We start from the raw sequence: 24,210 nt of genomic DNA on the forward strand, positions 1-24,210 counted from the left end.
CGCTCGCCCGCTCGTTTCGCGCAGGTCACACGATCTGTCGGTTCAGAAACTGTAGCGGTAAACCTGCGTGACGTCTTCCTGCCATTCGCCATGGTACTGGTCCAGCAACAACTGCGCCGGCACTTTGCCGCTTTCGACGATCTGGTTCAGCGGTTCGAGATAGCCGGTTTCATTATCCCCGCCCGCGTTCAGCCGCGCACGGGCCTGCAGCCCCGAACGGGCAATCGCCAGAACTTCACCCGCCAGATCCTGCAGGGTTCTTCCGCCCGGGATCGGCGCCGCCAGCCCCAAACGCGGCACGGTGTTACGCAGCGTTTCGCGCTCCTCCATTGTCCAGTCCCGGACCAGATCCCATGCCGCGTCGAGCGCGCTCTGATCGTAGAGCAGACCCACCCAGAAGGCGGGCAAGGCGCAGATGCGGTTCCAAGGGCCGCCATCGGCGCCCCGCATTTCCAGAAAGCTCTTCAGGCGGACTTCAGGAAAGGCGGTCGACAAATGGTCGATCCAGTCACTCTCGCGTGGCCGCTCGCCCGGCAGCGCCGACAGCCGACCATCCAGAAAGTCGCGGAAGCTGAGGCCGGCCGCGTCGATGTAGCGCCCGTCACGATAGACGAAGTACATCGGCACATCGAGCATGTAGTCGACGTAACGTTCGTAGCCGAAGCCGTCTTCGAACACGAACGGCAGCATGCCTGTGCGATGCGGATCGGTGTCGGACCAGATATGGCTGCGATAGGACAAGAAGCCATTCGGCCGGCCTTCGGTAAAAGGCGAATTCGCGAACAGCGCGGTCGCAAGCGGCTGCAGCGCCAGTCCCGTGCGGAACTTCTTCACCATGTCCGCTTCCGACCCATAGTCGAGGTTCACCTGAATTGTGCAGGTGCGCAGCATCATGTCGAGGCCCAGCGTGCCCACGCGCGGCATGTGGCGCAGCATAATGGCATACCGACCCTTGGGCATGATCGGTAGCTGTTCACGTGTCTTGTCGGGCCACATGCCAAGGCCAAGGAAGCCAACGCCGAACCTGCTGCCGATCTCCTTGACCTGCTGAAGGTGCCGGCCGGTTTCGGCGCAGGTCTGGTGCAGGTTTTCGAGAGGCGCGCCGGACAGTTCCAGCTGTCCTGCCGGTTCCAGGCTGACGGTGCCATCGGCCCCGCGCATGGCGATGACCTGCCCTCCTTCCTCGACCGGTTGCCAGCCGAACTGTTGCATGGCCAGCAGAATGTCGCGGATGCCGCCTTGTTCGTCATACGAAGGCGCGTGATGATCGGCGGCCTTGTACACGAGCTTTTCATGCTCGGTTCCGATGCGCCAATCCTCAGGCGCCTTGGCTCCCCCCGCCATCGGCGCAATCAGCTGTTCGCGCGATTCGATGACCGGATCAACCGCGTTCGAGGTGTCGCGCGTGCTCATCAGGTCCGCGTTAGAAAGGCGGCGGGAAAAGGCAATGCTTCAATGCTGCCAATCCCCGGCCGCCGCCATCCACAGGGCGGTTCCCGTGATCGCAGCTGTTTCTCCCCTGAGGATGCGGGGACCAAGGCTGATCGGGCGGGCGTGGGGCAGGGCACGGACGGCCGCCCTTTCGGCGTCGTCAAAGCCTCCTTCCGGACCCGTCAGGAGAGCGGCGGGTCCGGTGTGGCCAGCGAACGCCTGCGCCGCCGGCAGCCCGCCTTCCTCGTCGGCGAAGAACAAGGTGCGGTCGGCCGGCCATGTCTTCAACAACTGCTCCAGCTTCGCCGGTTCGACCAGCGCCGGCAGTGCGGTGCGGGCGCACTGTTCCGCGGCTTCGGTAGTGATGATCCTGGCCCGGTCGGCATTGAGGCTGCCGGCGACACAGCGGCGCGTCACGACCGGATGAATCGCCGCCACGCCGAGTTCCGTCGCCTTTTCCAGCACTAGGTCGAACCGATCCTTCTTCAGCAGCGCAGCGCAGAGCCAGAAGTCGGGCACCTCCTCGCGCGATCTTAGCTGCCGTTCCACCGCCGCCTGTACCTCGCGCTTGCCGATGGACACCACGTGTGCCGCCCACTCGCCCGTCTGGTCATCGCACAGGATGATTGCGGCACCAGGGCTCGTTCGCATGACGCGGCTGAGATAATGTGCGCTGTTGCCGCCGAAGGTGACGGTCGCGCCCTGTTCCAGCCGCTGTGCGACGAACATTCGGGGCGCGCTTTTCGGCGGCCAGGCTGGCGTGGCGGGCATGGCGCGGCTTCTAACCACATTCACCCGGCCAGTTAAAGATGCGCGCCAGTGCGGGGCAGCCCTTTCAAGATGCCGGGTTTCGCCGGGACGACCTGCTTGATAGGGCGGGCGCGTGGATGACGTCGTTTCCGATACGGAGCATCGCGGCCTGATGCTGCGCCTGCCGCAGCCGCTGCGTGATCTTGCGCTGCTTGCGAGATTCGATCGGCCGGTCGGATGGCAGTTGCTGTTCTGGCCGTGCGTATGGGGCGTGTGGCTGACCGGAAGCGGGTGGCAGCTCGGACTCCTCGCCTGGCTGCTGGTGGGCAGCATCGCCATGCGGGGGGCGGGATGCGTGTATAATGACATCGTGGATGCGCCCCTCGATGCGCAGGTTGCGCGCACCGCGTCACGGCCTGTCGCCGCCGGGCGGGTGAGCCGGAAGACGGCTTGGGTCTGGCTCGTCGCACTTTCGCTGATTGGCTTTCTCGTCCTGCTGCAGTTGCGGTGGCAGGCACAGGCGGTGGCGCTGGCCAGCCTGCTGCTGGTCGCGGCCTATCCGTTCATGAAGCGGATAACCTGGTGGCCGCAGCTCTGGCTGGGACTGGTTTTCGGCTGGGGGCTCCTGGTAGGGTGGATGCAGCTGCGCCTCGACAATTGGGATGCGCTCGCCGCGGTATGGTTGGGGACCATCGCCTGGATCGTCGGCTACGACACGATCTATGCGCTGCAGGACCGCGAGGACGATGCGCTGGTGGGGGTCAGGTCGAGTGCGCTGCGTCTGGGCGAACGAGCGCGCAGCGGTATTGCCCTGTTCTATCTGTTGGCGATCGGACTGTGGGGCGCCGGGTTCTGGCTGTACCGGGAAGATCTGCTGGCGTTGCTGGCGCTTCTCCCGGCAGCGGTTCATCTGGGCTGGCAGGTCGCGACACTGGAAGTCTGCGATGCATCCAGCGCGCTGGACCGTTTCCGGGCGAACCGCTGGACCGGAGCGCTGATGGCTGCCGCCTGTTTCGTGGTCGGCAACGCCTGACGGCTCGCCGCGCGTGCGGTTCGTTTCGCGGGTTGCGGCGGAACAGTGGGTGTGATGCGGGGTTGGTCTTACATGCAACCTGCATGGAGATAATTATGTCACTAAAAAGGCTTGTTTTTATTGCACCCTTGGCCCTTCTCTCAGTGCCGGCGGTGGCTGCCGATCGTCCTCCGACGGCGGCTGAGAACGCCCGAATCACACAGGCGCTTAACGCCGCCGGGTACGAGCGGTGGGATAGCGTCGAGCTGGAACAGGATGACGGCCGCACCTATTGGGAAGTTGACGATGCGCGGCGCAGCGACGGCACTGTGTGGGACGTCAAGCTGGCACCGCAGACCTATGAGGTGATCCGGGCCAAGCGGGACGAGTGATTGGATCAATGTGAACCGGGCGAAGGTGCCCGGTTCACTCTTCCGGCCCCAGCTCTGGGTCGAGATCGCGCGGGCGAGCGAAGTGGACCAGTTCGCCCGTACCGCTCTCTGCCATAGCCCATGTATCTATGGGCAGGGCGAGGATGGCGAAGCTGGCGGTGGGAAACTTTTCCTTTGCCGCATCGAACAGCGCGTTCTCGTTGGCGGGCGCCACCAGTTTGAGGATCAGGTCTTGCAGCCCCGGATTGTGAGCCACCAGCAGGACCGTGTCGATTGTGTCGGGCAGAAGCTGAAGCTGGTCCATCAGCGTCTCCGCCGACGCGAGATACAGCACCTCGTCGAAAGCGACCTGCGCATCGGGCAAAGCGTGCTCCACGGTTCGCCGAACGCGTTCGGCTGAACTGGCGCGGACAAGCTGCCACTGCGTTCCTTCTGCCGCGATGTGCCGCCCGATCAGCCGTGCACCCCGCCGGCCACGTTCGTTCAGTCCCCGGTCGAAATCGCGCTTGTCGCTGTCCGACCAGTCGGATTTGGCGTGCCGCAGAAGACCAATGCGTTTCATGAGCGCGCCTCATTGTCCCCAAAAGCGGCGGCCAGTTCCGCCCTGCCGCCTGATAGCCGCGCCAGCGCCTCTTGCAAGGTCACGCGCGCAACCGGGGTGCCATCCGGAAAAGCGCTGAGCAGTCGTGAAGGAAAGGCAGCTGACAGAACGATAAAGTGCCCCCGGTCGTCAGCCCGGCGGATCAGGCGTCCGAACGCCTGCGCCAGCCGGGCGCGAATAATGCGATCGTCATAGACCTGCCCGCTCACCCCGCTGGCGGCCCGGCGCGCGCGGTGCAGGATCGTGGGGCGCGGCCACGGCACCTGTTCCAGCACCACGCATCTAAGGCTTTCACCCGGCACATCGACACCATCGCGCAGCGCGTCGGTGCCTAGCAGGGATGCGGCAGGGTCGTCCCGAAAGATGTCCGTCAGTGTCCCGGTATCGATCGGATCGACATGCTGCGCATAGAGCGGCAGCCCCTGCCGGGCCAGCCGATCCGCGATGCGGCCATGGACCGCCCGCAGACGGCGGATCGCGGTGAACAGCCCCAGTACACCTCCACCCGTTTCTTCCACTATGCGAGCCATCGCGCCAGCCAAGGCCGCCAAATCTCCTCGTGCGATGTCGGTGACGATCAGCACCTCTGCATTTTCGGCATAGGCGAAGGGGCTGACGGTTTGCGTCAACCGCGGTTCGATCCCTGCATGCGGCGCGCCGCTGCGCGCCACCGCTTCGGCCCAGTCGGGTCCGGTGGGTGTGCGGTCGCACAAGGTCGCGCTGGTCAGCATCACTCCATGCGCCGGTTCGAGCACAACCTTGGCGAACGGCTTCATCGGGTCGAGCCAATGGCGATACAGCCCGACATCGAATTCGCGCCGGTCGTTGCGTTCAACCGCCAGCCAGTCGACGAATGCCGGGTCCACCGGCCCACCCATCCGCGTGAGCAGGGCCACCCACGCGGCCAGCAGATCGATCCGCCAGCCCAGCGCATGCCGCGCCCCTTCCACGCGTGCCCGACCGGATGTATCCAGCCAGTCGGGCGCATCGGTCAGGACCGCTTCCAGCCGGATGGAGAGCTGCGCCAGCGGACGCCGCACCAACTCCAGCGCTTCTGCCGCGTCATTGGCGGCATCGATCAGCGTTCCGGGCAATTGCGCAGCTTCCGTTTCGATGCCGTAGCCTGCTTCCGCCCCGCCGCTTGCGTCGCGGGCGTAGGCGAGGGCGCGCACCTCGGCGAGCAGACGCTCGATCGGCCCGCCCGGCTGCTGCTGTGCCACCCGTTCCAGCCAGCCATCCGTCGGCAGCAGTGCGGCTGCGTCCACGGCGGCGGCAATCGCATTTGCGCCGGCCTCGTCATAGCTGGCGATATCCGCCAGCCGCGCCGCCAGCCCGCGCCTGCGGCCCCTGCTCCCGCGTTCCGGACCGATGACCCACCGGCGCAGTTCGATGGCTTCCTGCCCGGTCAGGGCTGCACTGAAGGTCGCGTCGGCGGCGTCGAAGACATGGTGCCCTTCGTCGAAGATTATGCGGGTCGGGCGGGTCTGCGCATCGCGGGCACGCGCGGCGTTGATCATGACCAAGGCGTGGTTGCCGATGACGAGATCGGCCTGGGCCGCTGCACGCGCGCTGCGTTCAATGAAGCATTTGCGGTAATGCGGGCAGCCGGCATAGATGCACTCCCCCCGCTGGTCCGTCAGGGCGGCGATGCCGCGGCGGCGGAACAGGGTGCCAAGCCAGCCGGGCAAGTCGCCGCCCACCATGTCGCCATCGCGCGTGAACGCCGCCCAGCGCGCCACCAGCTGCGCCAGCACCGCCGGCCGGCCGCTGAAACCGCCTTGCAGCGCGTCCTCCAGGTTGAGGAGGCAGAGGTAGTTTTCCCGCCCCTTGCGCACCACCACGGGTGCGCTGCCGTCTGCGCGTCGTTCGGGCCATGCGCGCGCCGCCTCTTGCCGCAACTGCCGCTGCAGGTTCTTGGTAAAGGTGGATACCCACACGGTGCCGCGGGTGCGCTGCGCCCACAGGGCGGCGGGCGCGAGATAGCCCAGCGTCTTGCCGATACCCGTGCCCGCCTGCGCCAGCAGCATGTGCGGCTTCCTGTGGCGGTCGCGCGGCGCGAACATGGCGACCGCGTCACGGGTATACTGGTGCTGTCCTTCGCGCCGTTCCGCACCCTCTCCGGTCAGGCGGGCAAGATGCGCCGCCGCTTCTTCCTCCTCGATCAGCACGGTGCGCGGCTGCGCGCGTTCAGGCGTCTCCTCCCATTCCGGCAGCCGCGCGAACAGCCAGCGTTCGGCCCGCTCCGGCCTGCGGATGACCGGCGCCAGGATGTTCGCCCACGGCCAGCGAAGGCGGATAAGTGCCTGCAGGCTGCTCCAGGCTCCTTCCCGCTGCGGCCAGTCGTCGGCGCGGCACTGTTCGATCAGGACCGCGGCCGCCTGCTGCAACAGCAACGGTGCGTCCGCTTCGGCACCGGGTTCGGGCAGGCCCGTCGCATGGGCGATGCCCTTGACCGTCGGGACGCAGAACTGGGCCGGGCGTACAAAGGCAAACAGTTCGAGCAGGTCGAGACCGGACAGCTCCGGATATCCAAGGCGGGTGGCCGCAAGCTGCGCGTTTACCAGCAGGTGCGGCGTGTCGGCCGCGGCATTCAGCGCTTCGCCCCGCGCGACCTCGCGGGTTTGCCCCGCCTGGCGCAACCATGTCCCGGCATGGCTGGCGTGGAGGGCAGGAAGGGCGAGGGCGGCGACCACCCGCGCCACATGGGCGGGCCGGAGCGAAAGGGCAACGGCCCGGCGGCGCTTATTCCTCGCGAATGGTCGTGGTGGTGCGCGTGATCTGCTCTTCCCCGCTGGGGCCCGGCCGCCTGGTGTGCGTCACGGTGCTCATCAAGCCGATCCCGAGCAGAATGACGGCGCCGATCCCGATCCAGAGCATCGGCACGCCCAGGCTCATCGCGCCATAGCCAAGGCCGGCGACAACCAGAACGAAGCCGAGGAAATAGACTACGGAAGTATTCATAACCCTTGTCACCCTTGTTGAACCGTTCCTTCCCGCCGCTGACGCGGCGGCAGGACTGGTCGCAGCAGCCAGTGTTTAAGCGCATGCCTAGGTCGATAATGTGAAGATGACGTAAACCCGCGCATTCCGCCTGCCTTCCGGCTTGCCACATCGGCAATGTTGCGCGAGACGCGCTTGCCATGACCGATGAACTGATTGCCGCCGCCCGCGTTTCCAAAGCCTGGCCGTTCGAGGAAGCGCGCAAGGTCTTGCGCCGCTATCCGGACGGGCGGAAAGCGGATGGGCAACCGGTCCTGTTCGAAACCGGGTACGGACCATCCGGCCTGCCGCACATCGGCACGTTCCAGGAAGTGCTGCGGACCACGCTGGTGCGCCGGGCTTTCGAAAGCCTGATCGGCGCCCGACCAGAGGATGGCAGAACGCGCCTGGTTGCCTTCTCCGACGATCTGGATGGCCTGCGCAAGGTGCCGGACAACGTGCCGCAGCAGGACATGCTGACCCGCCACCTGGGCCAGCCGCTCAGCCGGATCCCCGATCCTTTCGACGCGGGGCATGGCAGCTTTGCAGGGCACAACAATGCGATGCTGCGCCAGTTTCTGGACCGGTTCGGCTTTGATTACGAGTTCGTGTCGGCCACGCAGCAGTACGAGAGCGGAACGTTCGATGCGGCGCTGCGGCAGGTGCTGCGCCGCTGGGACGCGATCATGGACATCATGCTGCCGACCCTGCGCGAAGAGCGCAGGCAGACCTATGCCCCGGTCTTGCCGGTCTCGCCAACCACGGGCCGCGTGTTGCAGGTCCCGGTGGAGGTGGTGGACGCCGAAGCCGGCCTGATCCGCTTCACCGACGAGAACGGCAGCGTGGTCGAGCAATCGGCGCTGGGGGGCATGGCCAAATGCCAGTGGAAGGTCGACTGGGCCATGCGCTGGGTTGCGCTGGGCGTCGATTACGAGATGTATGGCAAGGACCTGACCGACAGCGGGGTGCAATCCGGCCGGATTGCCGAGGCGCTGGGCGGACGCAAGCCCGATGGGCTGATTTACGAATTGTTCCTCGACCAGAATGGGGAAAAGATTTCCAAGTCGAAGGGCAATGGCCTCACCATCGAAGAATGGCTGACCTATGGCAGCGAAGAGTCGCTTGGCTATTACATCTTCCCCAATCCGAAGTCGGCCAAGCAACTGCATGCCGGCGTGATCCCCCGCGCGGTGGACGACTACTGGCAGTCGCGTGCGTTGCTGAGCGAACAGCCGCTGGACAAGCAGCTGGGCAATCCGGTGTGGCACCTTGCCCGCGCGAACGGCGGATGGAGCGGTGCGGAGGCGCCGGGGGCGGGGGACACCTTGCCTGTGACCTATGCGTTGCTGCTGAACCTGGTGGGCGTGCTGGGCGCGGGTGCTGCGCCTGACGCGGTCTGGTCCTACCTGCGCAGCTACGTGCCCGACGCTGGCGCAGCCACCCACCCGGCGCTGGCCAGCCTGGTGGAACGGGCGGTGTCCTTCAACCGCGACTTCGTTGCGCCAACGCTGCGCAAGCGCGCGCCCACAGCCAGTGAGGCGCAAGCGCTACGCGCGCTGGACAAAGTGCTGGCCGCGGCGGAACCCGGCGTTTCCGCCGAGGAGCTGCAGACGCAGATCTATGAAATCGGCAAGCGGGAGGAATACGGCTTTTCCTCCCTGCGCGACTGGTTTCGCGCCCTTTACGAAACCCTGCTGGGTTCCGCCCAGGGGCCGCGGATGGGCAGCTTCATAGCGCTCTATGGAGTGGAGAACTCGCGCGCGCTGATCGCGGAGGCACTGACACGGGTAGATTGATCAGGTCCAGCGGCGTGTGCGATACCATTTGGTCAGGACGTATTTCACGCCGCGCGTGACCGGCGTACCGGCGTGCAATGTGGCCTCGTTGGGTGTGCCATCGGGCGCGGCGTTGTTCCACACCAGCAGCGCGCCGGGCTTGGGCGCGATCGACAGACCCAGCACGGGAAAATCGGTCTCGCCACCTTCTTCCACTTCATTGAGAAAGGCCATCGCTGTCCAGCTGCGTTGCCCACCCCGGTCGCGTTCCAGCGGCCAATATGGCTGATCGGGGTGAAACCAGTCGTTGTGCGGCTTGAACTCCTGTCCGGGCTGATACCGTTGCCCCTGAACGGTTTCCCCGAACGCCGGATCAATCCCCAGCAGATCGTCCATCCGCCGGGATACGGCCTTCACCAGCGGATCTGCCGGGTCGAAGTCTCCCGATGACGATGTGCGGAACGTCTTGGCGTACTCCATGTCGTGGAGCGCGCTGGGACGGGCGCACGCGTCGGTCAGATCGATAAAGCGCGCACATTCGGCTTGCGTCAGAAAATCGCCGATTGCGAACAGTTCCGCCCGGTCCGTCTCCACGGCATAGGCGGACGGGTTGGCCGCCAGACGTTGCCGCACACTCGCGCCCAGGCGTTTGAGCGCCGCCTGATCGGGAATGTTACTGACGTCCGGCATGTCGCCGGATTAGCGGGCACTTGCCGGGTCGGGCAAGATCCTGCATCTTTTGGAGCAGAGGGAGGGTGGTCATGTCCGCAGCCCAGATCCGCTATTCCAACGTCGCCGTTATCCTGCACTGGCTGATTGCCGCGCTTGTCCTGTGGAACGTTGGCGTGGTGTTCCTGACGGGAGAAGAGGTGCCGCCCGCCTTGATGGAGAGCCACAAGGCTGCCGGCATCACGGTGCTGGCGCTGTCGCTGGTGCGTGTCGGCTGGCGGCTGACGCATCGCTGGCCGCCCCTGTCGGATCATCTTGCCGGCTGGGAAAAGGCGCTGGCGCGGACCACCCACGTGCTGTTCTACCTCCTGCTTTTCGTGGTGCCGCTCGCCGGGTGGATCATGGTGTCGGCCGGGCGCGGCGATCCGGTGAGCTGGTTCGGCCTGTTCGACATTCCGGCACTTCCCGTGGCGCGCAGCCGGGAAACCGCCGGGCTGTTCTACGAGGTGCACGAATACGCCGCCTTTTTCATGATCGGCCTGCTGATCCTGCACATCGGCGGCGCGCTGAAGCACAGCTTTATCGATCGTGCCCCCGGCCTGTCGCGGATGTGGTTCGGCAACGCCCCGCCACGCGGCTGAGCGTTGCCGTTACCTGCACCTACCAGAAGAAGTCATGGATGACGTCCACCACCTGGCCGGAGTAGATGTCCACCAGCAGCACGTCATCGTAATAACGAACCCAGCGATAGGGGCCGTACACGGCGGGCAGGCGATAACGCCAGGGATCGTTGATCCAGTACCGGTTGCTGTAGAATGATTGGCTTAGGCGCAATCCGATGCCGGGCCGCCGGTACTGATAACCGCGGTACGGCGCGTAGTACCGGTCCAGCTGGAACAGGCCGCGATTGGCCGCGCGCCACCTGAACCAATCGTAACGCCGGTCGCTGCGCCAGCCATTCCGGTCCCAGCCGCGGCCATTGTCCCACCGGTTGTCTCGCCACTGATCATCCCGCCTCCAGGCATCGCGCGACCGTTCCGCACGCTGCTGCCGGTCGCGCCAGTATTCGTTGCCTTCTCCGGTGCGGCGGTCGATGCCGCCCTGCCTCAGGCGGCGGTCGATTTCCGCCTGCTGGCGCTCGACACCGCCACTGCCGCGATCGGATCTCCAATCGTCCTGCCGGGCGCGCTGCTGGTCGCGGTAGGTGCGGTTGCGTTCCTGCTGGACATAGGGCGCGTCACGCGTGGCCGCACGCTCCCTGATGCGCTGCTCGATCTCGGCGCGCGGCCGATCTGCGCCGCGGCCATCCTCCACTCTTCGATCCTGTCGTTGCTCGCGACGCTCCTGCCGCACCTGCGGCGCGCGCTGCGGACGCTCGGCGCGCTGGCGCAGACCATCGGACGACTTTCCGCGCCGCGAGGGCGCATCGCCACGCTGCGCAAAGCTGCCCGGCTCCATGATCTCGGGCGCAGGCTGCACTTGCGCGAGGGCAGGACCGGCAGCCAGGAAACCGCAGGCAAGCAGGACCGTTGAGGCGCTGGCTTTCAGAAACGATCGCATTTCCATATGCAATTCCTTCATTGGCGGCTTCCGCACCTTGCCAGCCAGGGTTGACGATGACCTGTGGCTAGACTGCGGCTGATGACTTCGCACTGAACCGGGCAGCAGGTCTGCTGTTCATATTAAAGGTTGTTTGTATGAATGCAATATCGGCAACAGAAAGTCTGCCTGCGGTGCGGCTCGATATTTGGGCGAGGCTCGACACTGCGGTCCGCGATCGTCGATCTGCCATGCACACGCCGGTGATTGCCACCGCCGATGCTGACGCGCGGGTCATGGTCTTGCGGGAATTCGATGTGGCTAGCGTTACGCTGCGCTTCCACCTCGACGCCCGATCGCCCAAGCGATCGGTCATCGCCGACGACCCGCGCGTTGGTGTGCTAGCCTATGACAAGGGGGCGGGCGTGCAGATCAGGTGCCGCGGCCGCGCCGAGGTTGTCGTCACCGGGGAACGGGTCGATGCGGCCTGGGCGGGTTCCGCCGCCTTCGCCCGCCGCTGTTACCTCGGCGCCGCCCCCGGCGAATTGTGCGAGGGGCCAGCGTCCGGGCTGCCCGCGTGGATCGAGGGTCAGCAACCGACCGAGGACCAGTTGCGACCCGCGCGTGCCAATTTCGCCATCATGCTCGTCGAGCTGGAGGAGATTGACTGGTACAGCCTTGCCCACACCGGCCACCGCCGCGCCGTGTTCCGGCGGGCGGACGGGTGGGCGGGGCAGTGGCTCACGCCGTGAACTACGGCGTTGGCGCTTACCGTGTCAGCTTCTTGTAAGCGAGCCTGGTCGGCCGGTCTGCCGCATCGCCCAGTCTGCGCCGTTTGTCTTCCTCATACGCCGCAAAGTTGCCTTCGAACCACTCCACGTGGCTGTTGCCTTCGAACGCCAGGATGTGCGTTGCCAGCCGGTCAAGGAAGAAGCGGTCGTGGCTGATGACCACCGCACAGCCCGCGAAGTTCTCGATGGCGTCTTCCAGTGCGGCCAGCGTTTCCACGTCCAGATCGTTGGTCGGCTCGTCCAGCAGGAGGACATTGCCGCCTTCCTTCAGCATCTTGGCCATGTGCACGCGATTGCGTTCCCCGCCGGACAGCTTGCCGACGTTCTTCTGTTGATCCGCGCCCTTGAAGTTGAAGGCGCCGACATAAGCGCGGGTGGACGTGTCGTGACCGTTCACCTTCATGTAATCGAGCCCGTCGGAAATCTCCTCCCAGACGTTCTTCTTGGGGTCGAGGTGATCGCGGCTCTGGTCGACGAAGCCCAGGCGCACGGTTGAGCCGATCTCCACCTCGCCGCTGTCGGGCTGTTCCTTGCCGGTGATGATCTTGAACAGGGTGGACTTGCCCGCACCGTTGGGTCCGATGATGCCGACGATCCCGCCGGGCGGCAAGGTGAAGCTCAGGTTCTCGAACAACAGCTTGTCACCATAGGACTTGGTCAGGTTCTTGGCTTCGATGACCTTGCCGCCAAGCCGTTCCGGCACCTGGATGACGATCTGTGCCTTGCCCGGTTTGCGCTCGTTCTGGGATTCCTGCAAAGCCTCGAACTTGCGGATGCGGGCCTTGGATTTCGTCTGCCGCGCGGCAGGTGTCTGCCGGATCCACTGCAATTCTTCCTTGATCGCCTTGGACCGGCCGGACTCTTCCCGGTCTTCCTGCTCCAGCCGCTTGGCCTTCTTCTCGAGATAGGTCGAATAGTTGCCTTCGTACGGGAAGTACTTGCCCCGGTCGAGTTCCAGGATCCACTCCACCACATTGTCGAGGAAATAGCGGTCGTGGGTGATCATCAGCACCGCGCCCGCATATTCCTTCAGATGTTTTTCCAGCCATTCGACACTTTCGGCGTCAAGATGGTTGGTCGGCTCGTCCAGCAGCAGGATGGACGGTTTCTGGATCAGCAGACGGGTCAGCGCCACGCGCCGCTTCTCCCCGCCCGACAAGTCGGTCACCGGCCAGTCGCCCGGTGGACAGCGCAGCGCCTCCATCGCAATTTCCAGCTGGTTGTCGAGTGTCCAGCCGTCCACCGCGTCGATCTTGGCCTGAAGATCCCCCATCTCTTCGCCGAGTTTTTCATAATCGGCGTCCGGTTCGGCCATTTCCGCGGCAATCTGGTTGTAGCGGTCGACGAGATCGGCCGTGTCGCGCGCACCGTCCTTGACGTTTTCCAGCACGGTCTTGGTCGGGTCGAGTTCCGGCTCCTGTTCAAGATAGCCGACCGTGATGTTCTCTCCGGCCCACGCTTCCCCGGTGAAATCCGTGTCGATGCCGGCCATGATCTTGATCAGGGTCGACTTGCCCGCACCATTTGGTCCGACAATCCCGATCTTGGCGCCCTGGTAAAACTGCAGATTGATGTTGCTGAGCACCGGCTTTTGCGCACCGGGAAAAGTCTTGGTCATGTCTTTCATGACAAACGCGTACTGCGCGGCCATTCGAAATTCCTTTGGGGTGATGTGTAGGTGGGAGAGGGTTGCGGCGGCAAATAGGCGCTGCACCCTGCTGCGGCAAGCTGGACTTGAGGCTCGCCGCGGATTAGCGGCGTTCGCTATGAAGAACTCCTACCTCGCCTTCGCCGCAGCGATCCTCGCGGCACCAGTAATCGCGCAACCCGCCGATCCTGTGGCCGCCGCCGCCGACCTTGCGCTGGACGAAGACCGGCTGGCGTGGGATTTCGTGGAAGGTATCACGACCGAAGTGGGGCCGCGCCAGCCTGGAACGGAGGCGGAGGCGCGAGGCCGCGCGTGGGCCATGGACTGGCTGAACGCCGCAGGCTTTGCCAACGTGGCCAACGAGCCGTTCATGATGGACACCTGGGTTCGGGGCGAAGAGCGGGCCGAAGTGGTCGCACCGTTCGCGCAGCCCCTGACGATTACGGCGCTGGGGAACAGCGGCGCAACCGGGGCGCGTGGTCTGGAAGCTGAGGTGGTTTATTTCCCCAGCTACGCCGACCTGCAGGCCGCGCCTGACGGCAGCCTGCGCGGAAAGATCGCGTTCATTGGTCATGAGATGCGCCCGACTCAGGATGGCTCGTCCTACGGCTTTGCGGGTCCGGCACGCTGGACCGGCCCGGGCCTGGCCGCCAGCAAGGGGGCGGTAGCTGCCGTGATCCGCTCCATCGGTACGGAAAGCCACCGGACCCCGCACACCGGCGGCACTACCTTTGCCGCCGGCGTCACGCCCATCCCGGCGGCTGCGCTGTCTAACCCGGACGCCGACAATCTGGAGCGGATGTTCGCCCGCGCCGGGGACAGGCCGATCCGCATGAAGTTGACCCTGACGCCGCGCCAGCTGGGGCGGACGGAGAGCGGCAATGTGGTTGGCGAAATTGTCGGGCGCGACCCGTCGCTGCCACCGGTGCTGCTCGCGTGCCATCTGGACAGCTGGGATCTGGGAACCGGCGCGGTCGACGATGGCGCTGGCTGCGGGATCATCGCGGCGGCAGCGCGCAACGTGGCCTCTGCCGGGCAGCCGCTGCGCACAATCCGCGTTTTGTTCGCGGGCGCGGAGGAAACCGGCCTGTGGGGCAGCAGAGCCTATTCCGAGGCGCATCTCAATGAGCCTTTTGCGGTGGGAATCGAAAGCGACTTCGGCGCTGATCGGATCTGGCGTCTCGACACCAACTTCACCGACAGCAACCCGCAGCTTTACCGGCGCCTGGCGCAGTCGGTGGTCCGATTTGGCGTCGCGCCGTCGCGCGAAGTGGCGACCGGCGGCGCGGACCTCAACGTCATCCGCGACCAGAAAGGAGCGCTGGTCGACCTGCAGCAGGACGGCACCCGCTATTTTGATCTGCACCACACGCCCGACGACACGCTGGACAAGATCGATCCCGCGCAGCTGCGGCAGAATGTGGCGGTGTGGACCCAGGTTGTCGGGATCCTCGCCAACACGGAGGGTAATTTCCTGGGCCAGCAGTAAGGCAATTTTCTGCGGGAGCAGGTTACTGCCGCAGCGAACGGTGTGCGCTCTCCCAAAAACCGAACAGCTTCCCATGCCGCTCCGTAGTAAGGGGAGAGGCAGGTCGCCGCGAGACTCTGGTGGAAATGCGGAAATGGTCGGGGAGACAGGATTCGAACCTGCGACATCCTGCTCCCAAAGCAGGCGCGCTACCGGGCTGCGCTACTCCCCGACACTTTTTCGCGTCGTCGCCATCCGGTGGGCCCGGCAGGACTCGAACCCGCGACCTAGCCGTTATGAGCGGCCAGCTCTAACCAACTGAGCTACAGGCCCGTCCGGAGGTGGCGAGGGGCGGGTAGCCGAAGGGCTGCGACATGGCAAGCAGCGGTTCGACATGCCGGCGTCATTGTCACGCCGCGTTGCTGTTGCTGCGGCCGGAACCGGTTTCCGGCGCCACGGGCAATGTCAGCAGCAGCCGGTCGCCGCTGCGCCGCAAGTCCCCGCCGACGGCGCGGGATTGGGCGCGGGCGAGGCGCAGGGCAAAGCCGCTGCCGAACAAGCCGGGCGTGACCGGCGCCGGGCCGGTCGGCAGTTCGTTGACGAACAGGTCATCCATTGCGCGCAAGGTGGCCGGAAGAGCGCACGACAGGTCCAGCGCGGTGCCATGCTGTTCCAGCTGAACCTCCATGATTTCCTGCTCGCCGGCACTGGCGGCGAGGGACGCGAGCAACCGCCACACCAGCAGTTCGGCGTCAGAGTCCGGCAGCGGCACTCGCGCTCCGCCGGCCTGGATGATGAGATCAAAGCCAGCGGCCTGTGGCTGCAGGGCGGGGCGCAACTGCCGCACTGTGGCCGCAACAATGGGTGAAAGGTCACTCCTGTCGCCGTCTTTGATGCCGGGTTCGTTGCTCTCCAGGCGGGCAAGCTGTTCCAGATCGGCAAAGGCCGCCAGGATTCTTGCGGCATCGCCACTGATGCCCGCGGCGAGTGCGCGGTAGGCATGCGGCACGGGGCCAACCATCTGCTGCTGGATCAGTTCGGCATAGCCCTGAATCGCGCTTACGGGCGTACGCAGTTCGTGCAGGACCTGGCGCAATGCGTCGGCCTGCTCACGCGCCTTGCCCCGCGGGTCCGGCGCCGCATCTGCCGGACGGCAGAAACGTCCCGCATAGCCGGTGAAGCTGCCGGAAGCGGGCGCGAACTGCGGCACCGCGTCGACGACCCACCTACCGGCTATAGGCTCCGCACCCGACATCTGGGCGTCGGCTGCACGCAGCGGCAGACGGTTCGCCAGCCGGAAAGCGGGACTGCCGGCGGCGGGAATGATCGCCCCGGCGAACACGTCGTCAAGCGGGGTGCCCACAACCTTTGGTGCTACCGTCTCATCCGTCCAGACGATCCTGCCGCGGTCATCGGACATGAAGTGGAACAGGCGGACAACTTCCTGTTCCGGCTGTCGCTGGTCCGCGCCGGTGTCGACTCCGGGCTGGGCGCCTTCTTCTCCCGCGGCGGTTTTCCTCGCGGTCTGAAAAGCTTCTATGCGGCGCAGCAGGTTTCTGATCTCATCATCCCGCCGGCCCGGGTCTGCACTTTGCGTCCCATTTGCCGATAGGTCGGCGGGAGTGTCCGGCACTGACGAAGCGGGGCGGGCGGCGGGCGGCGCAACATCCGCTCGGCCATGCTCGTTCGCCTCTCCGGATGAGGTGCGGGTCGGCTCCGCAGTTGTCTCGTGCGGCGCCGGCAGAGCGCGGTCCTGCACCCCCAGCCGTTCCAGCGCGGCCTCCGCTCGCGCCGGCAGATCGCGGCGCAGCCGCAGAAAGCCGCGCGACCGCACGGGCAGCTCAGGAATTAGCGTAAGCCATTCATCCGCGTTCAGAGCGGCTGCGGCGAGCGCGCTGGCTGCGACTTCGGGTTCCTGTTCCGTCAGGAACAGGATGAGGGCGAGATTGCGCAGATGCCAACCCTCTTCCCGCAGGATGCGTGCGCGGTCGGCTGGCGGGATCTGATCCGACAGATCGAGCAGCCTCTGCCATCCTGTTTCTTCCAGCTGCGCCGGTGTATCGTCGCGTCGCTGGTTCAGGAGGTCGAGCAGTTGCCGGAACTGCGTACGCGCGGCCCGTTCACCCGCCGCGCGTTGACGCAGGACGGTGGCAAGGCGGTCATCGATCTGCACTGGATCTCCGGCAAGGGGTCTGCTGCTTCATTGATCGGCAAGGCCAAGGTACTCACCGCCATAGCCGAGGCACCTGGCCGTTGCGCTCGCTTCTCCGGTCCAGTTGCAAAAGGAGACAACATGAGGCGCGCGAACAATCCGTTCCCTTGCGGGACACTTCATTTCAATTCATAAGCCCTGCATACAATCAATCGAAACCGCGAGACTTGTTGATCTATGGTTCACTTGGATGCGATTGACCGGCAATTGCTTGCCCATCTTCAGGCGGATGGCCGCATCACCAACGTCGAACTGGCGTCCCGCGTTGGCTTGACCGCGCCACCATGCCTGCGGCGGGTTCGCACGTTGGAAGAAGCGGGAGTAATCCGCGGCTATCATGCGCAGCTCAACGCGCAGCAACTTGGCTTCGGCATCACCGTGTTCGCGATGGTCAGCCTCAAGAGTCAGGCAGAAACCGCCTTGCGCGAGTTTGAAGATTACGTTCGCGCCCTGCCCGAAGTGCGCGAATGCCATATGCTGAATGGCGAGATTGATTTTATGCTCAAGGTGGTCAGCCGGGATCTGCAGACCTTCCAGGAGTTTCTTACCGGAAAGCTGACGGCCGCACCGAACGTCGACAGCGTCAAGACATCGCTGACCATCCGGACCAGCAAGAACGAGCCCGGCGTACCTCTGACAGATACTCAAACCCGCTGAAGTACCGCCGTCCCTCGCAGAGTGGCGACAGGTCGCACTGACGCAGAGTTAGGGAAAGCGGAACATCGGCGTTTCTACCCGGTTGGTTTATCTCTAAAAAGGAGAAACCAAATGGCCGTTCAATCCGCAATCTTCGACAGCCAGGCAGAGGCGCAGCGCGCGGTCGGCGACCTGCGCGCCGCCGGTGTCGGTGATGACGCGATCTCGCTTGTCGCTCACCACAATCGTACCACCACGACCACCGATGCCGATGGCCATGTCACCGATGAGGAGCATACCAGCCTTGTACGCGGCATTTTCGGCGGGGGCGCACTGGGCGCTGGGCTCGGCGTGGCTGCACTCGCCATTCCGGGTGTCGGACCTCTGGCTGCCGCCGGGGCGATCGCTGCCTCCGCAGTGCCCGCCGCAATGGGAACCGGTGCCGTGCTCGGCGCGATCGGAGGCTCTCTGAACGAGGTCATGAAAGGCCACGGCGTCAGTGACGAGGATGCCGCCTACTACGGCGACCGCATGAAAAGCGGTGCGGTGTTCGTCTCCGTCGATACGGATCGCACCGCAGTCCCGTCCGCCCGCATCGATGACGTGCTCTACAGCGCGGGCGGCCACAACTCATCCCGGCAGAGAGGGGCGGGCGCGACGCGGGCCACCCTCTAGACGGTTGCACCACGCGACCGGCAGCGGGACATGCGCGGCGTATGCCGGTCCCGCTGCACCTGCCTGCACTGCGCTGCGGGGGTCAGGCCGGTTTGGCTGACCGTTCCTGCAGCCATTCCTCCAGCCATTTGATCGAATAGCCGCCGCTCAGGACGTCAGGCTGGTCCAGCAGCGCCTGATGCAGCGGAATGCTGGTCTTCACACCTTCGATGACCATCTCATCCAACGCGCGGCGCAGGCGCATGATGCAGCGATCCCGGTCGCGGCCATACACGATCAGCTTGGCGATCATGCTGTCGTAGTACGGGGGGATGCGATAACCCGCGTACAGGCCGCTATCCACCCGCACATGCATTCCGCCCGCGGCGTGATAGTAAGTCACTGCGCCCGGCGAAGGGGCGAATGTCCATGGATCTTCGGCGTTGATGCGGCATTCGATGGCATGACCTTCGAACCGGATATCCTCCTGCCGGCACGATAGATCCTTGCCATCGGCAACGCGGATCTGTTCACGCACCAGGTCAATGCCGGTGATCATTTCGGTGACGGGATGTTCAACCTGCAGGCGGGTGTTCATCTCGATGAAGTAGAACGCGCCGTTCTCCCACAGGAATTCGATCGTGCCTGCCCCGCGATAGCCCATTTGCGCCATCGCCTCGGCGCATATGCGGCCCATCCGCTCCCGCTCGTCCGGTGAGAGCACGGGCGAGGGCGCCTCTTCCAGCACTTTCTGGTGCCGCCGCTGAAGCGAACAATCGCGCTCGCCCAGATGAATGGCCTGCCCGCGCCCGTCGCCGAAGATCTGAAACTCGATATGACGAGGGTTGCCGAGATACTTCTCTATATAAACGGTATCGTCGCCAAACGCCGATTTCGCCTCGCTTCGCGCCTGGCTCATCAAGGTTTCAAGCTGGCCTTCGTCGGGCACCACCTTCATCCCGCGGCCGCCCCCGCCGCTCGCTGCCTTGACCAGCACGGGGTATCCGATTTCCGCCGCGATCCGGCGCGCATCGTCCACGGTGTCCACCGCACCCGACGATCCCGGTACCAGCGGCAGGCCGAGCGCGCCGGCTGTCGCCTTGGCCGCTACCTTGTCGCCCATGGTGCGAATGTGTTCGGGTTTCGGGCCGATCCAGACCAGATCGTGCGCTTCGACGATTTCCGCAAACTTCGCGTTCTCGGACAGGAAGCCATAGCCGGGATGGATCGCGTCGCAGCCCGCAATTTCGGCGGCGGCGATGATGTTGGCGATGTTGAGATAGCTTTCGGATGCCGGCGGCGGACCGATGCACACCGCGTGGTCGGCCAGCCTGACGTGCATCGCGTCGGCATCGGCGGTGGAATGGACCGCGACCGTTTCGATACCCATTTCCCGCGCAGCGCGATGAATGCGAAGCGCGATTTCGCCACGGTTTGCGATCAGAATGCGTGAGATCGGCATCGCGGCGGTCAACCGATGAGGACGAGCGGCTGGTCGTATTCAACCGGCTGGGCATTCTCGACCAGGATGGCGCGCACCGTCCCCGCCTTGTCCGCCACAATCGGGTTCATCACCTTCATGGCTTCGACGATGAGCAGCGTGTCGCCTTCCTTGACGGTGGTGCCTTCCCGGATGAAGGGCGCTGCACCCGGTTCGGCGGCAAGATACACCGTCCCGACCATCGGCGACTTCACGGCGCCTGTCAGGTCCGGCGCGGCGTTGTCGGAAGCCGCCGGAGCGGCTGCCGGCTGCGGCGCAGGTGCGGCAGGAGCGCCGGGCATTGTCGCGGGCGCCGGCGCCCCGCCGATCTGCCGCGCTACGCGGATTTTGCGCTTGCCGTCCTCGACCTCGATTTCGGTCAGGCCGGTTTCGCCGAGAAGTTCGGCGAGTTCGCGCACCAGCGCGCTGTCGATTTCCATGCCGCCCTCGCGGCTGCTGTGTTCGTGGTCGTCGGCCATTGTTGCCTCTTGTTCCATGTCGCGCGTCCTATGTCGGGGGAGGGGCGGACTGGCAAGGCCCGGTCATGGATTTGTAACCTGGTCAGGGCAGCGTTGCGGCCAATTCCAGCGCCCGCAGATAGCTGCGCGCGCCCAAACCCTTCACTTGCGCGGCGGCGGCCATGCCGACAAAAGATACGTGCCGGAACGGCTCGCGCATTGCAGGGTCTGACAGGTGCACTTCGATGACCGGCGGACGGATCGCCTTGATCGCGTCCAGCAAGGCGATGGAGGTATGGGTATAGGCGGCGGCGTTCAACAGCACGGCTTTGGCGTTCTGTTCGTGCGCTTCGTGCAGCCAGTCGACCAGCGTGCCTTCGTGGTTCGTCTGACGGAACACCATGCCAAGGGACAGCGTCGCCGCCTTGTCGCGCAGCATCTGTTCGATCTCGGTCAGCGTGTCGTGGCCGTAAACCTCCGGTTCCCGCGCACCGAGCAGGTTTAGGTTCGGTCCGTTCAGGACATGCACGACAGGCAGGGCGGGGGAGGGCACCGAACCGCCCTGCCGCGCCTGTCACTAATTGTCCACGCCCTTGATCTTGCCCCACTGCCGCGCCGCCGTGTAACCGAGATAGCCGGTGCCGAACAGGGCGTAGAGTTCATCGGGCAAACCGCGCAGATACGCTGTCATGCCGCCCGCAATGGCGCTCGCCATGTCGGGCGACAGGGCCGACAGTACGCCCATGGGGATCGCCACCAGCAACAGGATGTACATCACATAGAGGAAACTGGGCCGGGCGCGGGTGGTCCACGGATCTGAAGAGTTCGCTTCTGCCACAATGGCGGACAGGCGCGCCTCGATGGCGTGCAATTCCTGCGTCCCCTCCAACCGCGCCAGCTCCAGCTTTGCGCGCGCACGCGCGTCGCGATCGGGGATTACCTTGTCGATAATGGCTGCTAGGGGTCCAATGAGTGAGTTCAACAGCATCGGGTGTTCTCCTGTCCTACTTTTCACCTGAAGTAACCAATTTGGTTCGTGTAGGAAAGCTGCTCACCTTTGTGGGTGCCTGCCTGGCACCGGTGGCCACGCTTCATGCGCAGGCGGACGCGCCCACGGGCGGCGATGCCGCGGCTGAAAGTGGCGATGGCGGCGAACCGCTGGTCATCGTGGTCACGGGTCGGGGTCTGGAAGAGGCGCCGGCGTCCCCGGCCTATGGCACCGTGCGGCTGGACCGGGACGAACTGATCGCCACCGGATCGGGCAGGCTGGAGGACACCCTGGCCTCCATCGCCGGATTTCAGCAGTTCCGCCGATCCGACAGCCGTTCCGCCAATCCTTCGGCGCAGGGCGCGACGTTGCGCGCACTTGGCGGCAATGCGACGAGCCGGGCGCTGGTCCTGCTTGACGGTATCCCGATGAGCGACCCGTTCTTTGGCTACATTCCCTTCAGCGCGATCGTCCCCGAACTGCTTGGCGGCGCCCAGGTAACGCGCGGCGGCGGATCGGGCCCATTCGGAGCCGGCGCACTGGCCGGAACGATCGAGCTGTTCAGCGCCGATGCCGGCACCCTTGGCCCAGTCGCCGCCCGGGCTCTGATCGGCAGCAGGGATGCGCTGGAGGCAAGTGCCACGCTGGCGCCGCGTCTTGGCAACGGTTTCGTGGTGGCGTCGGCGCGATATGATAGCGGGGCCGGTTTCTTTACCACCCCGCCTGAACAGCGGGTGCCCGCCAGCGTGCCGGCAGGTTACGAAAGCTGGTCGGCGCAACTGCGCGGGGTTGCACCGCTCACACGGTCAACCGAGTTGCAGGCGCGGGTTCTGGCCTTTCGCGATCAGCGGACGCTTCGCTTTGCCGGTGCCGACAGCCTCAGCGAAGGGCAGGATGCCAGCATCCGGCTGGTGGGGCAGGGCCGGTGGCAATTCGACCTGCTGGGATATGTACAGGCGCGCAATTTTGCCAATGTGGTGATCAGTTCGACCCGGTTCACTCCGGTCCTTGATCAGCGCGCCACGCCTTCGACCGGTGTGGGCGGCAAGCTGGAGGTGCGACCACCGGTCGGCACGCGCACGGTGCTGCGCCTCGGCGCGGATTACCGGATGGCGCAGGGCGAAGTCGCGGAAGACGCGATCAACGCCTTCAGCGGGGCGGTCACGGAACGCCGCAGCGGCGGCGGGCGCGACGGCGATCTGGGCCTGTTTGCGGAAGGCGACCGGACGTTTGGCGAACTGGTGGTGACAGCCGGGGTGCGCGTTGACCGCTTCACCATCAAGGACGGGTTCTTCGAGGTGCGCGATGCGGCGGGCGCAGTGCGGAGCCGTGAAGCGTTCAGGGACCGCTCGGGCTGGGAAACCTCCCTGCGCGCAGGAGCGCTCTATTCGCTCGCGGGCGGCTGGCGGTTGCGCGCCGCAGCGTATTCGGGGCTGCGGCTCCCAACCTTGAACGAGCTTTACCGCCCGTTCGTCGTGTTCCCGCTTACCACCCTCGCGAATGCGGATCTGCGCAACGAGCGGCTGGTCGGCTACGAGGCTGGTGCCGAATACCGGCGCGGGCGGCACGCAGTCTCCTTCACGGTTTTTGACAATGAGGTCGAGGACGCGGTCGCCAACGTGACGCTCGCGACGAACCTGCGGCAGCGGCGCAATATCGACGCGATCCGCACACGCGGCGTCGAGGTGCAGGCTGAGGCCGGCTGGCGTGACTGGGAAGCGGAGGCGTCGCTGGCCTACACCGATGCCAGGGTGCGCGCGACCGGCCTTGCGGCATCGCTGGACGGAAAGCGGCCGGCACAGTCGCCGCGCTGGGCGGCAAGCGCGAGCCTGAGGTATCGCTTTTCAGGCGACGGTTCGCTGACCGCGACGCTGCGCCACGCCGGCGCCCAGTTCGAGGATGACCTTGAAACCGATTTTCTGCCGGCCGCCACGACGCTCAACGCCTATGCCGAAGTGCCGATCACGGGCCGATTCGGTCTGCTGCTGAGAGGCGAAAATCTTACCGGGGAGACGGTTATCACCCGCAATCAAGAGGGGTCGATTGACCTGGGCGCTCCACGCACGGTGTGGCTGGGCGTGCTTTTCCGCACGAGGTGAGAAGGTATTCCCACTGGTCGGGACGACTGGATTCGAACCAGCGACCCCCACACCCCCAGTGTGATGCGCTACCAGGCTGCGCTACGTCCCGTGACCAGTGGAAGGCGGCGCTATAGGCATGTGGCGCAAGGGTGGCAACCCTGTTGCGGCGTCGCCGTAAAAGGGCATTTGCCCTGCCCGGAGAATATTGCTAGTCGCTCGCCCATGCCGGGGCAGCGGCTAAATTCGCCGCTAACAACGCCCTGGCCTCTTCTTCTGTTTCTTTTCGTGACTAGGTTTGCTGCATGTTCGAATTTTTCATTGCCGCGGCGGTGAACCAGGCTCCGCCCGCCTGGGCGCAATGGTTGCCGATCCTCGGCATGATCCTGATCTTCTGGTTCCTGATCATCCGTCCGCAGATGAAGCGGCAGAAGGAGCATGCAGCCAAAATCGCCGGGTTGAAGCGGGGGGACGAGGTTGTGACCGCCGGCGGCCTGGTCGGCAAGGTGCTGAAGGTGGACGAGCAGTACGCCGAACTTGAACTGGGGCAGAACGTCCGGGTGCGGGCAGTCAAGAGCACCATTGGCGACATCATTTCGCCTGCCGCCAAGGCGGCCAAGACGCGCGCGAACGACTAAGCAGGATCGTC

23 protein-coding genes and 3 tRNA genes are annotated in these 24,210 nt (G+C 65.3%); 10 read left to right on the forward strand and 16 right to left on the reverse strand.

The genetic code is table 11. The features are described from left to right. Positions 1 to 42: 42 nt before the first annotated feature. The gene (locus LHJ54_RS07130; RefSeq protein WP_228243207.1) at positions 43 to 1,413 is read right to left on the reverse strand and encodes a glutamate--cysteine ligase; all 1,371 of its coding nucleotides are present in this window, start codon (positions 1,411 to 1,413) and stop codon (positions 43 to 45) included. 39 nt (positions 1,414 to 1,452) lie between these two features. Beyond that, positions 1,453 to 2,202 carry a 16S rRNA (uracil(1498)-N(3))-methyltransferase gene (locus LHJ54_RS07135; protein ID WP_228243208.1) on the reverse strand — a complete coding sequence of 250 codons (750 nt, stop codon included), beginning with the start codon at positions 2,200 to 2,202 and terminating at the stop codon, positions 1,453 to 1,455. 151 nt (positions 2,203 to 2,353) lie between these two features. Between LHJ54_RS07135 and ubiA the strand changes: the two genes are divergently transcribed. Continuing rightward, complete coding sequence (gene ubiA / locus LHJ54_RS07140) at positions 2,354 to 3,214, forward strand: 4-hydroxybenzoate octaprenyltransferase (RefSeq protein ID WP_228244328.1); 861 nt, start codon at positions 2,354 to 2,356, stop codon at positions 3,212 to 3,214. 95 nt (positions 3,215 to 3,309) lie between these two features. After that, positions 3,310 to 3,585 (forward strand): PepSY domain-containing protein, encoded by a 276-nt coding sequence (locus LHJ54_RS07145; RefSeq protein ID WP_228243209.1) that lies wholly within the window; start codon positions 3,310 to 3,312, stop codon positions 3,583 to 3,585. A 34-nt stretch (positions 3,586 to 3,619) separates the two neighbouring features. On the opposite strand, the gene LHJ54_RS07150 is transcribed toward LHJ54_RS07145, so the two are convergent. Genes LHJ54_RS07150 through LHJ54_RS07160 form a run of 3 tightly spaced genes read right to left on the reverse strand, consistent with a single transcriptional unit; the run spans position 3,620 to position 7,147 of the window. Then, the gene (locus LHJ54_RS07150; protein ID WP_228243210.1) at positions 3,620 to 4,147 is read right to left on the reverse strand and encodes a histidine phosphatase family protein; all 528 of its coding nucleotides are present in this window, start codon (positions 4,145 to 4,147) and stop codon (positions 3,620 to 3,622) included. Then, positions 4,144 to 6,879: an ATP-dependent DNA helicase gene (locus tag LHJ54_RS07155; protein WP_228243211.1), complete on the reverse strand. Its 2,736-nt coding sequence runs from the start codon at positions 6,877 to 6,879 to the stop codon at positions 4,144 to 4,146. The genes LHJ54_RS07150 and LHJ54_RS07155 overlap by 4 nt, the downstream gene beginning before the upstream one ends. A 49-nt stretch (positions 6,880 to 6,928) precedes the next feature. Continuing rightward, complete coding sequence (locus LHJ54_RS07160) at positions 6,929 to 7,147, reverse strand: hypothetical protein (RefSeq protein WP_228243212.1); 219 nt, start codon at positions 7,145 to 7,147, stop codon at positions 6,929 to 6,931. A gap of 179 nt (positions 7,148 to 7,326) precedes the next feature. Here LHJ54_RS07160 and LHJ54_RS07165 point away from each other — a divergent pair, with 179 nt between their 5' ends. Further along, positions 7,327 to 8,961 (forward strand): lysine--tRNA ligase, encoded by a 1,635-nt coding sequence (locus LHJ54_RS07165; RefSeq protein WP_228243213.1) that lies wholly within the window; start codon positions 7,327 to 7,329, stop codon positions 8,959 to 8,961. Here the strand turns inward: LHJ54_RS07165 and LHJ54_RS07170 are convergent, their stop codons facing one another. Then, positions 8,962 to 9,630 (reverse strand): 2OG-Fe(II) oxygenase, encoded by a 669-nt coding sequence (locus tag LHJ54_RS07170; protein WP_228243214.1) that lies wholly within the window; start codon positions 9,628 to 9,630, stop codon positions 8,962 to 8,964. It abuts the gene before it with no gap. A 71-nt stretch (positions 9,631 to 9,701) separates the two neighbouring features. Here LHJ54_RS07170 and LHJ54_RS07175 point away from each other — a divergent pair, with 71 nt between their 5' ends. Then, the gene (locus LHJ54_RS07175; RefSeq protein WP_228243215.1) at positions 9,702 to 10,250 is read left to right on the forward strand and encodes a cytochrome b; all 549 of its coding nucleotides are present in this window, start codon (positions 9,702 to 9,704) and stop codon (positions 10,248 to 10,250) included. Between the two features lie 19 nt (positions 10,251 to 10,269). Here the strand turns inward: LHJ54_RS07175 and LHJ54_RS07180 are convergent, their stop codons facing one another. Beyond that, entirely contained in the window at positions 10,270 to 11,175 is a 906-nt protein-coding gene (locus tag LHJ54_RS07180; protein WP_228243216.1) for an RcnB family protein, read from the reverse strand. A gap of 131 nt (positions 11,176 to 11,306) precedes the next feature. Between LHJ54_RS07180 and LHJ54_RS07185 the strand changes: the two genes are divergently transcribed. Further along, the gene (locus LHJ54_RS07185) at positions 11,307 to 11,900 is read left to right on the forward strand and encodes a pyridoxamine 5'-phosphate oxidase family protein (RefSeq protein WP_228243217.1); all 594 of its coding nucleotides are present in this window, start codon (positions 11,307 to 11,309) and stop codon (positions 11,898 to 11,900) included. A gap of 16 nt (positions 11,901 to 11,916) precedes the next feature. Here the strand turns inward: LHJ54_RS07185 and ettA are convergent, their stop codons facing one another. Then, complete coding sequence (gene ettA, locus LHJ54_RS07190; RefSeq protein ID WP_228243218.1) at positions 11,917 to 13,590, reverse strand: energy-dependent translational throttle protein EttA; 1,674 nt, start codon at positions 13,588 to 13,590, stop codon at positions 11,917 to 11,919. 115 nt (positions 13,591 to 13,705) lie between these two features. Here ettA and LHJ54_RS07195 point away from each other — a divergent pair, with 115 nt between their 5' ends. After that, positions 13,706 to 15,076, forward strand: a complete 1,371-nt coding sequence (locus LHJ54_RS07195) for a M20/M25/M40 family metallo-hydrolase (RefSeq protein ID WP_228243219.1) — start codon at positions 13,706 to 13,708, stop codon at positions 15,074 to 15,076. Positions 15,077 to 15,210: 134 nt separating this feature from the next. Here LHJ54_RS07195 and LHJ54_RS07200 read toward each other — a convergent pair. The 3 genes from LHJ54_RS07200 to LHJ54_RS12765 form a co-directional block, all read right to left on the reverse strand. Beyond that, positions 15,211 to 15,287, reverse strand: a tRNA-Pro gene (locus tag LHJ54_RS07200). Positions 15,288 to 15,314: 27 nt separating this feature from the next. Then, positions 15,315 to 15,388 (reverse strand) — tRNA-Ile (locus LHJ54_RS07205). A gap of 76 nt (positions 15,389 to 15,464) precedes the next feature. Next, positions 15,465 to 17,228, reverse strand: a complete 1,764-nt coding sequence (locus LHJ54_RS12765) for a histidine kinase dimerization/phospho-acceptor domain-containing protein (RefSeq protein WP_228243220.1) — start codon at positions 17,226 to 17,228, stop codon at positions 15,465 to 15,467. 216 nt (positions 17,229 to 17,444) lie between these two features. On the opposite strand from LHJ54_RS12765, the gene LHJ54_RS07215 reads away from it, so the two are divergent. After that, on the forward strand, positions 17,445 to 17,924 hold the full coding sequence (locus LHJ54_RS07215; RefSeq protein WP_228243221.1) for an Lrp/AsnC family transcriptional regulator: 480 nt from the start codon (positions 17,445 to 17,447) through the stop codon (positions 17,922 to 17,924). Between the two features lie 111 nt (positions 17,925 to 18,035). Then, entirely contained in the window at positions 18,036 to 18,578 is a 543-nt protein-coding gene (locus tag LHJ54_RS07220) for a general stress protein (protein WP_228243222.1), read from the forward strand. 82 nt (positions 18,579 to 18,660) lie between these two features. Here LHJ54_RS07220 and accC read toward each other — a convergent pair whose 3' ends face one another. The 4 genes from accC to LHJ54_RS07240 all read right to left on the reverse strand — a co-directional run bounded on the left by accC (position 18,661) and on the right by LHJ54_RS07240 (position 21,483). Further along, the gene (gene accC / locus LHJ54_RS07225; protein WP_228243223.1) at positions 18,661 to 20,019 is read right to left on the reverse strand and encodes an acetyl-CoA carboxylase biotin carboxylase subunit; all 1,359 of its coding nucleotides are present in this window, start codon (positions 20,017 to 20,019) and stop codon (positions 18,661 to 18,663) included. A gap of 8 nt (positions 20,020 to 20,027) precedes the next feature. Next, positions 20,028 to 20,534, reverse strand: a complete 507-nt coding sequence (gene accB, locus LHJ54_RS07230) for an acetyl-CoA carboxylase biotin carboxyl carrier protein (protein ID WP_228243224.1) — start codon at positions 20,532 to 20,534, stop codon at positions 20,028 to 20,030. A gap of 64 nt (positions 20,535 to 20,598) precedes the next feature. Next, positions 20,599 to 21,048, reverse strand: a complete 450-nt coding sequence (locus LHJ54_RS07235) for a type II 3-dehydroquinate dehydratase (RefSeq protein WP_228243225.1) — start codon at positions 21,046 to 21,048, stop codon at positions 20,599 to 20,601. A 24-nt stretch (positions 21,049 to 21,072) separates the two neighbouring features. Further along, positions 21,073 to 21,483 (reverse strand): holin family protein, encoded by a 411-nt coding sequence (locus LHJ54_RS07240; RefSeq protein ID WP_228243226.1) that lies wholly within the window; start codon positions 21,481 to 21,483, stop codon positions 21,073 to 21,075. Between the two features lie 92 nt (positions 21,484 to 21,575). Between LHJ54_RS07240 and LHJ54_RS07245 the strand changes: the two genes are divergently transcribed. Continuing rightward, the gene (locus LHJ54_RS07245) at positions 21,576 to 23,582 is read left to right on the forward strand and encodes a TonB-dependent receptor (RefSeq protein WP_373457065.1); all 2,007 of its coding nucleotides are present in this window, start codon (positions 21,576 to 21,578) and stop codon (positions 23,580 to 23,582) included. Positions 23,583 to 23,596: 14 nt separating this feature from the next. Here LHJ54_RS07245 and LHJ54_RS07250 read toward each other — a convergent pair. Then, positions 23,597 to 23,673, reverse strand: a tRNA-Pro gene (locus LHJ54_RS07250). A 193-nt stretch (positions 23,674 to 23,866) separates the two neighbouring features. Here LHJ54_RS07250 and yajC point away from each other — a divergent pair. Continuing rightward, on the forward strand, positions 23,867 to 24,199 hold the full coding sequence (gene yajC / locus LHJ54_RS07255; RefSeq protein WP_228243228.1) for a preprotein translocase subunit YajC: 333 nt from the start codon (positions 23,867 to 23,869) through the stop codon (positions 24,197 to 24,199). Positions 24,200 to 24,210 lie beyond the last annotated feature (11 nt).

The organism is Porphyrobacter sp. GA68 (assembly GCF_022605525.1).
In the GTDB taxonomy this organism is placed as follows: Bacteria; Pseudomonadota; Alphaproteobacteria; order Sphingomonadales; family Sphingomonadaceae; genus Qipengyuania_B.

What these genes read in the sequence shown, in the direction of transcription:
- LHJ54_RS07175 (WP_228243215.1), top strand. Translation starts at nt 9,702, where the DNA reads ATGTCCGCAGCCCAGATCCGCTATTCCAACGTCGCCGTTATCCTGCAC.
- LHJ54_RS07240 (WP_228243226.1), bottom strand. Translation starts at nt 21,483, where the DNA reads ATGCTGTTGAACTCACTCATTGGACCCCTAGCAGCCATTATCGACAAG.
- LHJ54_RS07150 (WP_228243210.1), bottom strand. Translation starts at nt 4,147, where the DNA reads ATGAAACGCATTGGTCTTCTGCGGCACGCCAAATCCGACTGGTCGGAC.
- LHJ54_RS07215 (WP_228243221.1), top strand. Translation starts at nt 17,445, where the DNA reads ATGGTTCACTTGGATGCGATTGACCGGCAATTGCTTGCCCATCTTCAG.
- LHJ54_RS07145 (WP_228243209.1), top strand. Translation starts at nt 3,310, where the DNA reads ATGTCACTAAAAAGGCTTGTTTTTATTGCACCCTTGGCCCTTCTCTCA.
- ettA (WP_228243218.1), bottom strand. Translation starts at nt 13,590, where the DNA reads ATGGCCGCGCAGTACGCGTTTGTCATGAAAGACATGACCAAGACTTTT.
- accB (WP_228243224.1), bottom strand. Translation starts at nt 20,534, where the DNA reads ATGGAACAAGAGGCAACAATGGCCGACGACCACGAACACAGCAGCCGC.
- LHJ54_RS07185 (WP_228243217.1), top strand. Translation starts at nt 11,307, where the DNA reads ATGAATGCAATATCGGCAACAGAAAGTCTGCCTGCGGTGCGGCTCGAT.
- LHJ54_RS07165 (WP_228243213.1), top strand. Translation starts at nt 7,327, where the DNA reads ATGACCGATGAACTGATTGCCGCCGCCCGCGTTTCCAAAGCCTGGCCG.
- LHJ54_RS07160 (WP_228243212.1), bottom strand. Translation starts at nt 7,147, where the DNA reads ATGAATACTTCCGTAGTCTATTTCCTCGGCTTCGTTCTGGTTGTCGCC.
- LHJ54_RS07130 (WP_228243207.1), bottom strand. Translation starts at nt 1,413, where the DNA reads ATGAGCACGCGCGACACCTCGAACGCGGTTGATCCGGTCATCGAATCG.
- LHJ54_RS07195 (WP_228243219.1), top strand. Translation starts at nt 13,706, where the DNA reads ATGAAGAACTCCTACCTCGCCTTCGCCGCAGCGATCCTCGCGGCACCA.
- LHJ54_RS07135 (WP_228243208.1), bottom strand. Translation starts at nt 2,202, where the DNA reads ATGCCCGCCACGCCAGCCTGGCCGCCGAAAAGCGCGCCCCGAATGTTC.
- ubiA (WP_228244328.1), top strand. Translation starts at nt 2,354, where the DNA reads ATGCTGCGCCTGCCGCAGCCGCTGCGTGATCTTGCGCTGCTTGCGAGA.
- LHJ54_RS07180 (WP_228243216.1), bottom strand. Translation starts at nt 11,175, where the DNA reads ATGGAAATGCGATCGTTTCTGAAAGCCAGCGCCTCAACGGTCCTGCTT.
- LHJ54_RS07220 (WP_228243222.1), top strand. Translation starts at nt 18,036, where the DNA reads ATGGCCGTTCAATCCGCAATCTTCGACAGCCAGGCAGAGGCGCAGCGC.
- accC (WP_228243223.1), bottom strand. Translation starts at nt 20,019, where the DNA reads ATGCCGATCTCACGCATTCTGATCGCAAACCGTGGCGAAATCGCGCTT.
- yajC (WP_228243228.1), top strand. Translation starts at nt 23,867, where the DNA reads ATGTTCGAATTTTTCATTGCCGCGGCGGTGAACCAGGCTCCGCCCGCC.
- LHJ54_RS07170 (WP_228243214.1), bottom strand. Translation starts at nt 9,630, where the DNA reads ATGCCGGACGTCAGTAACATTCCCGATCAGGCGGCGCTCAAACGCCTG.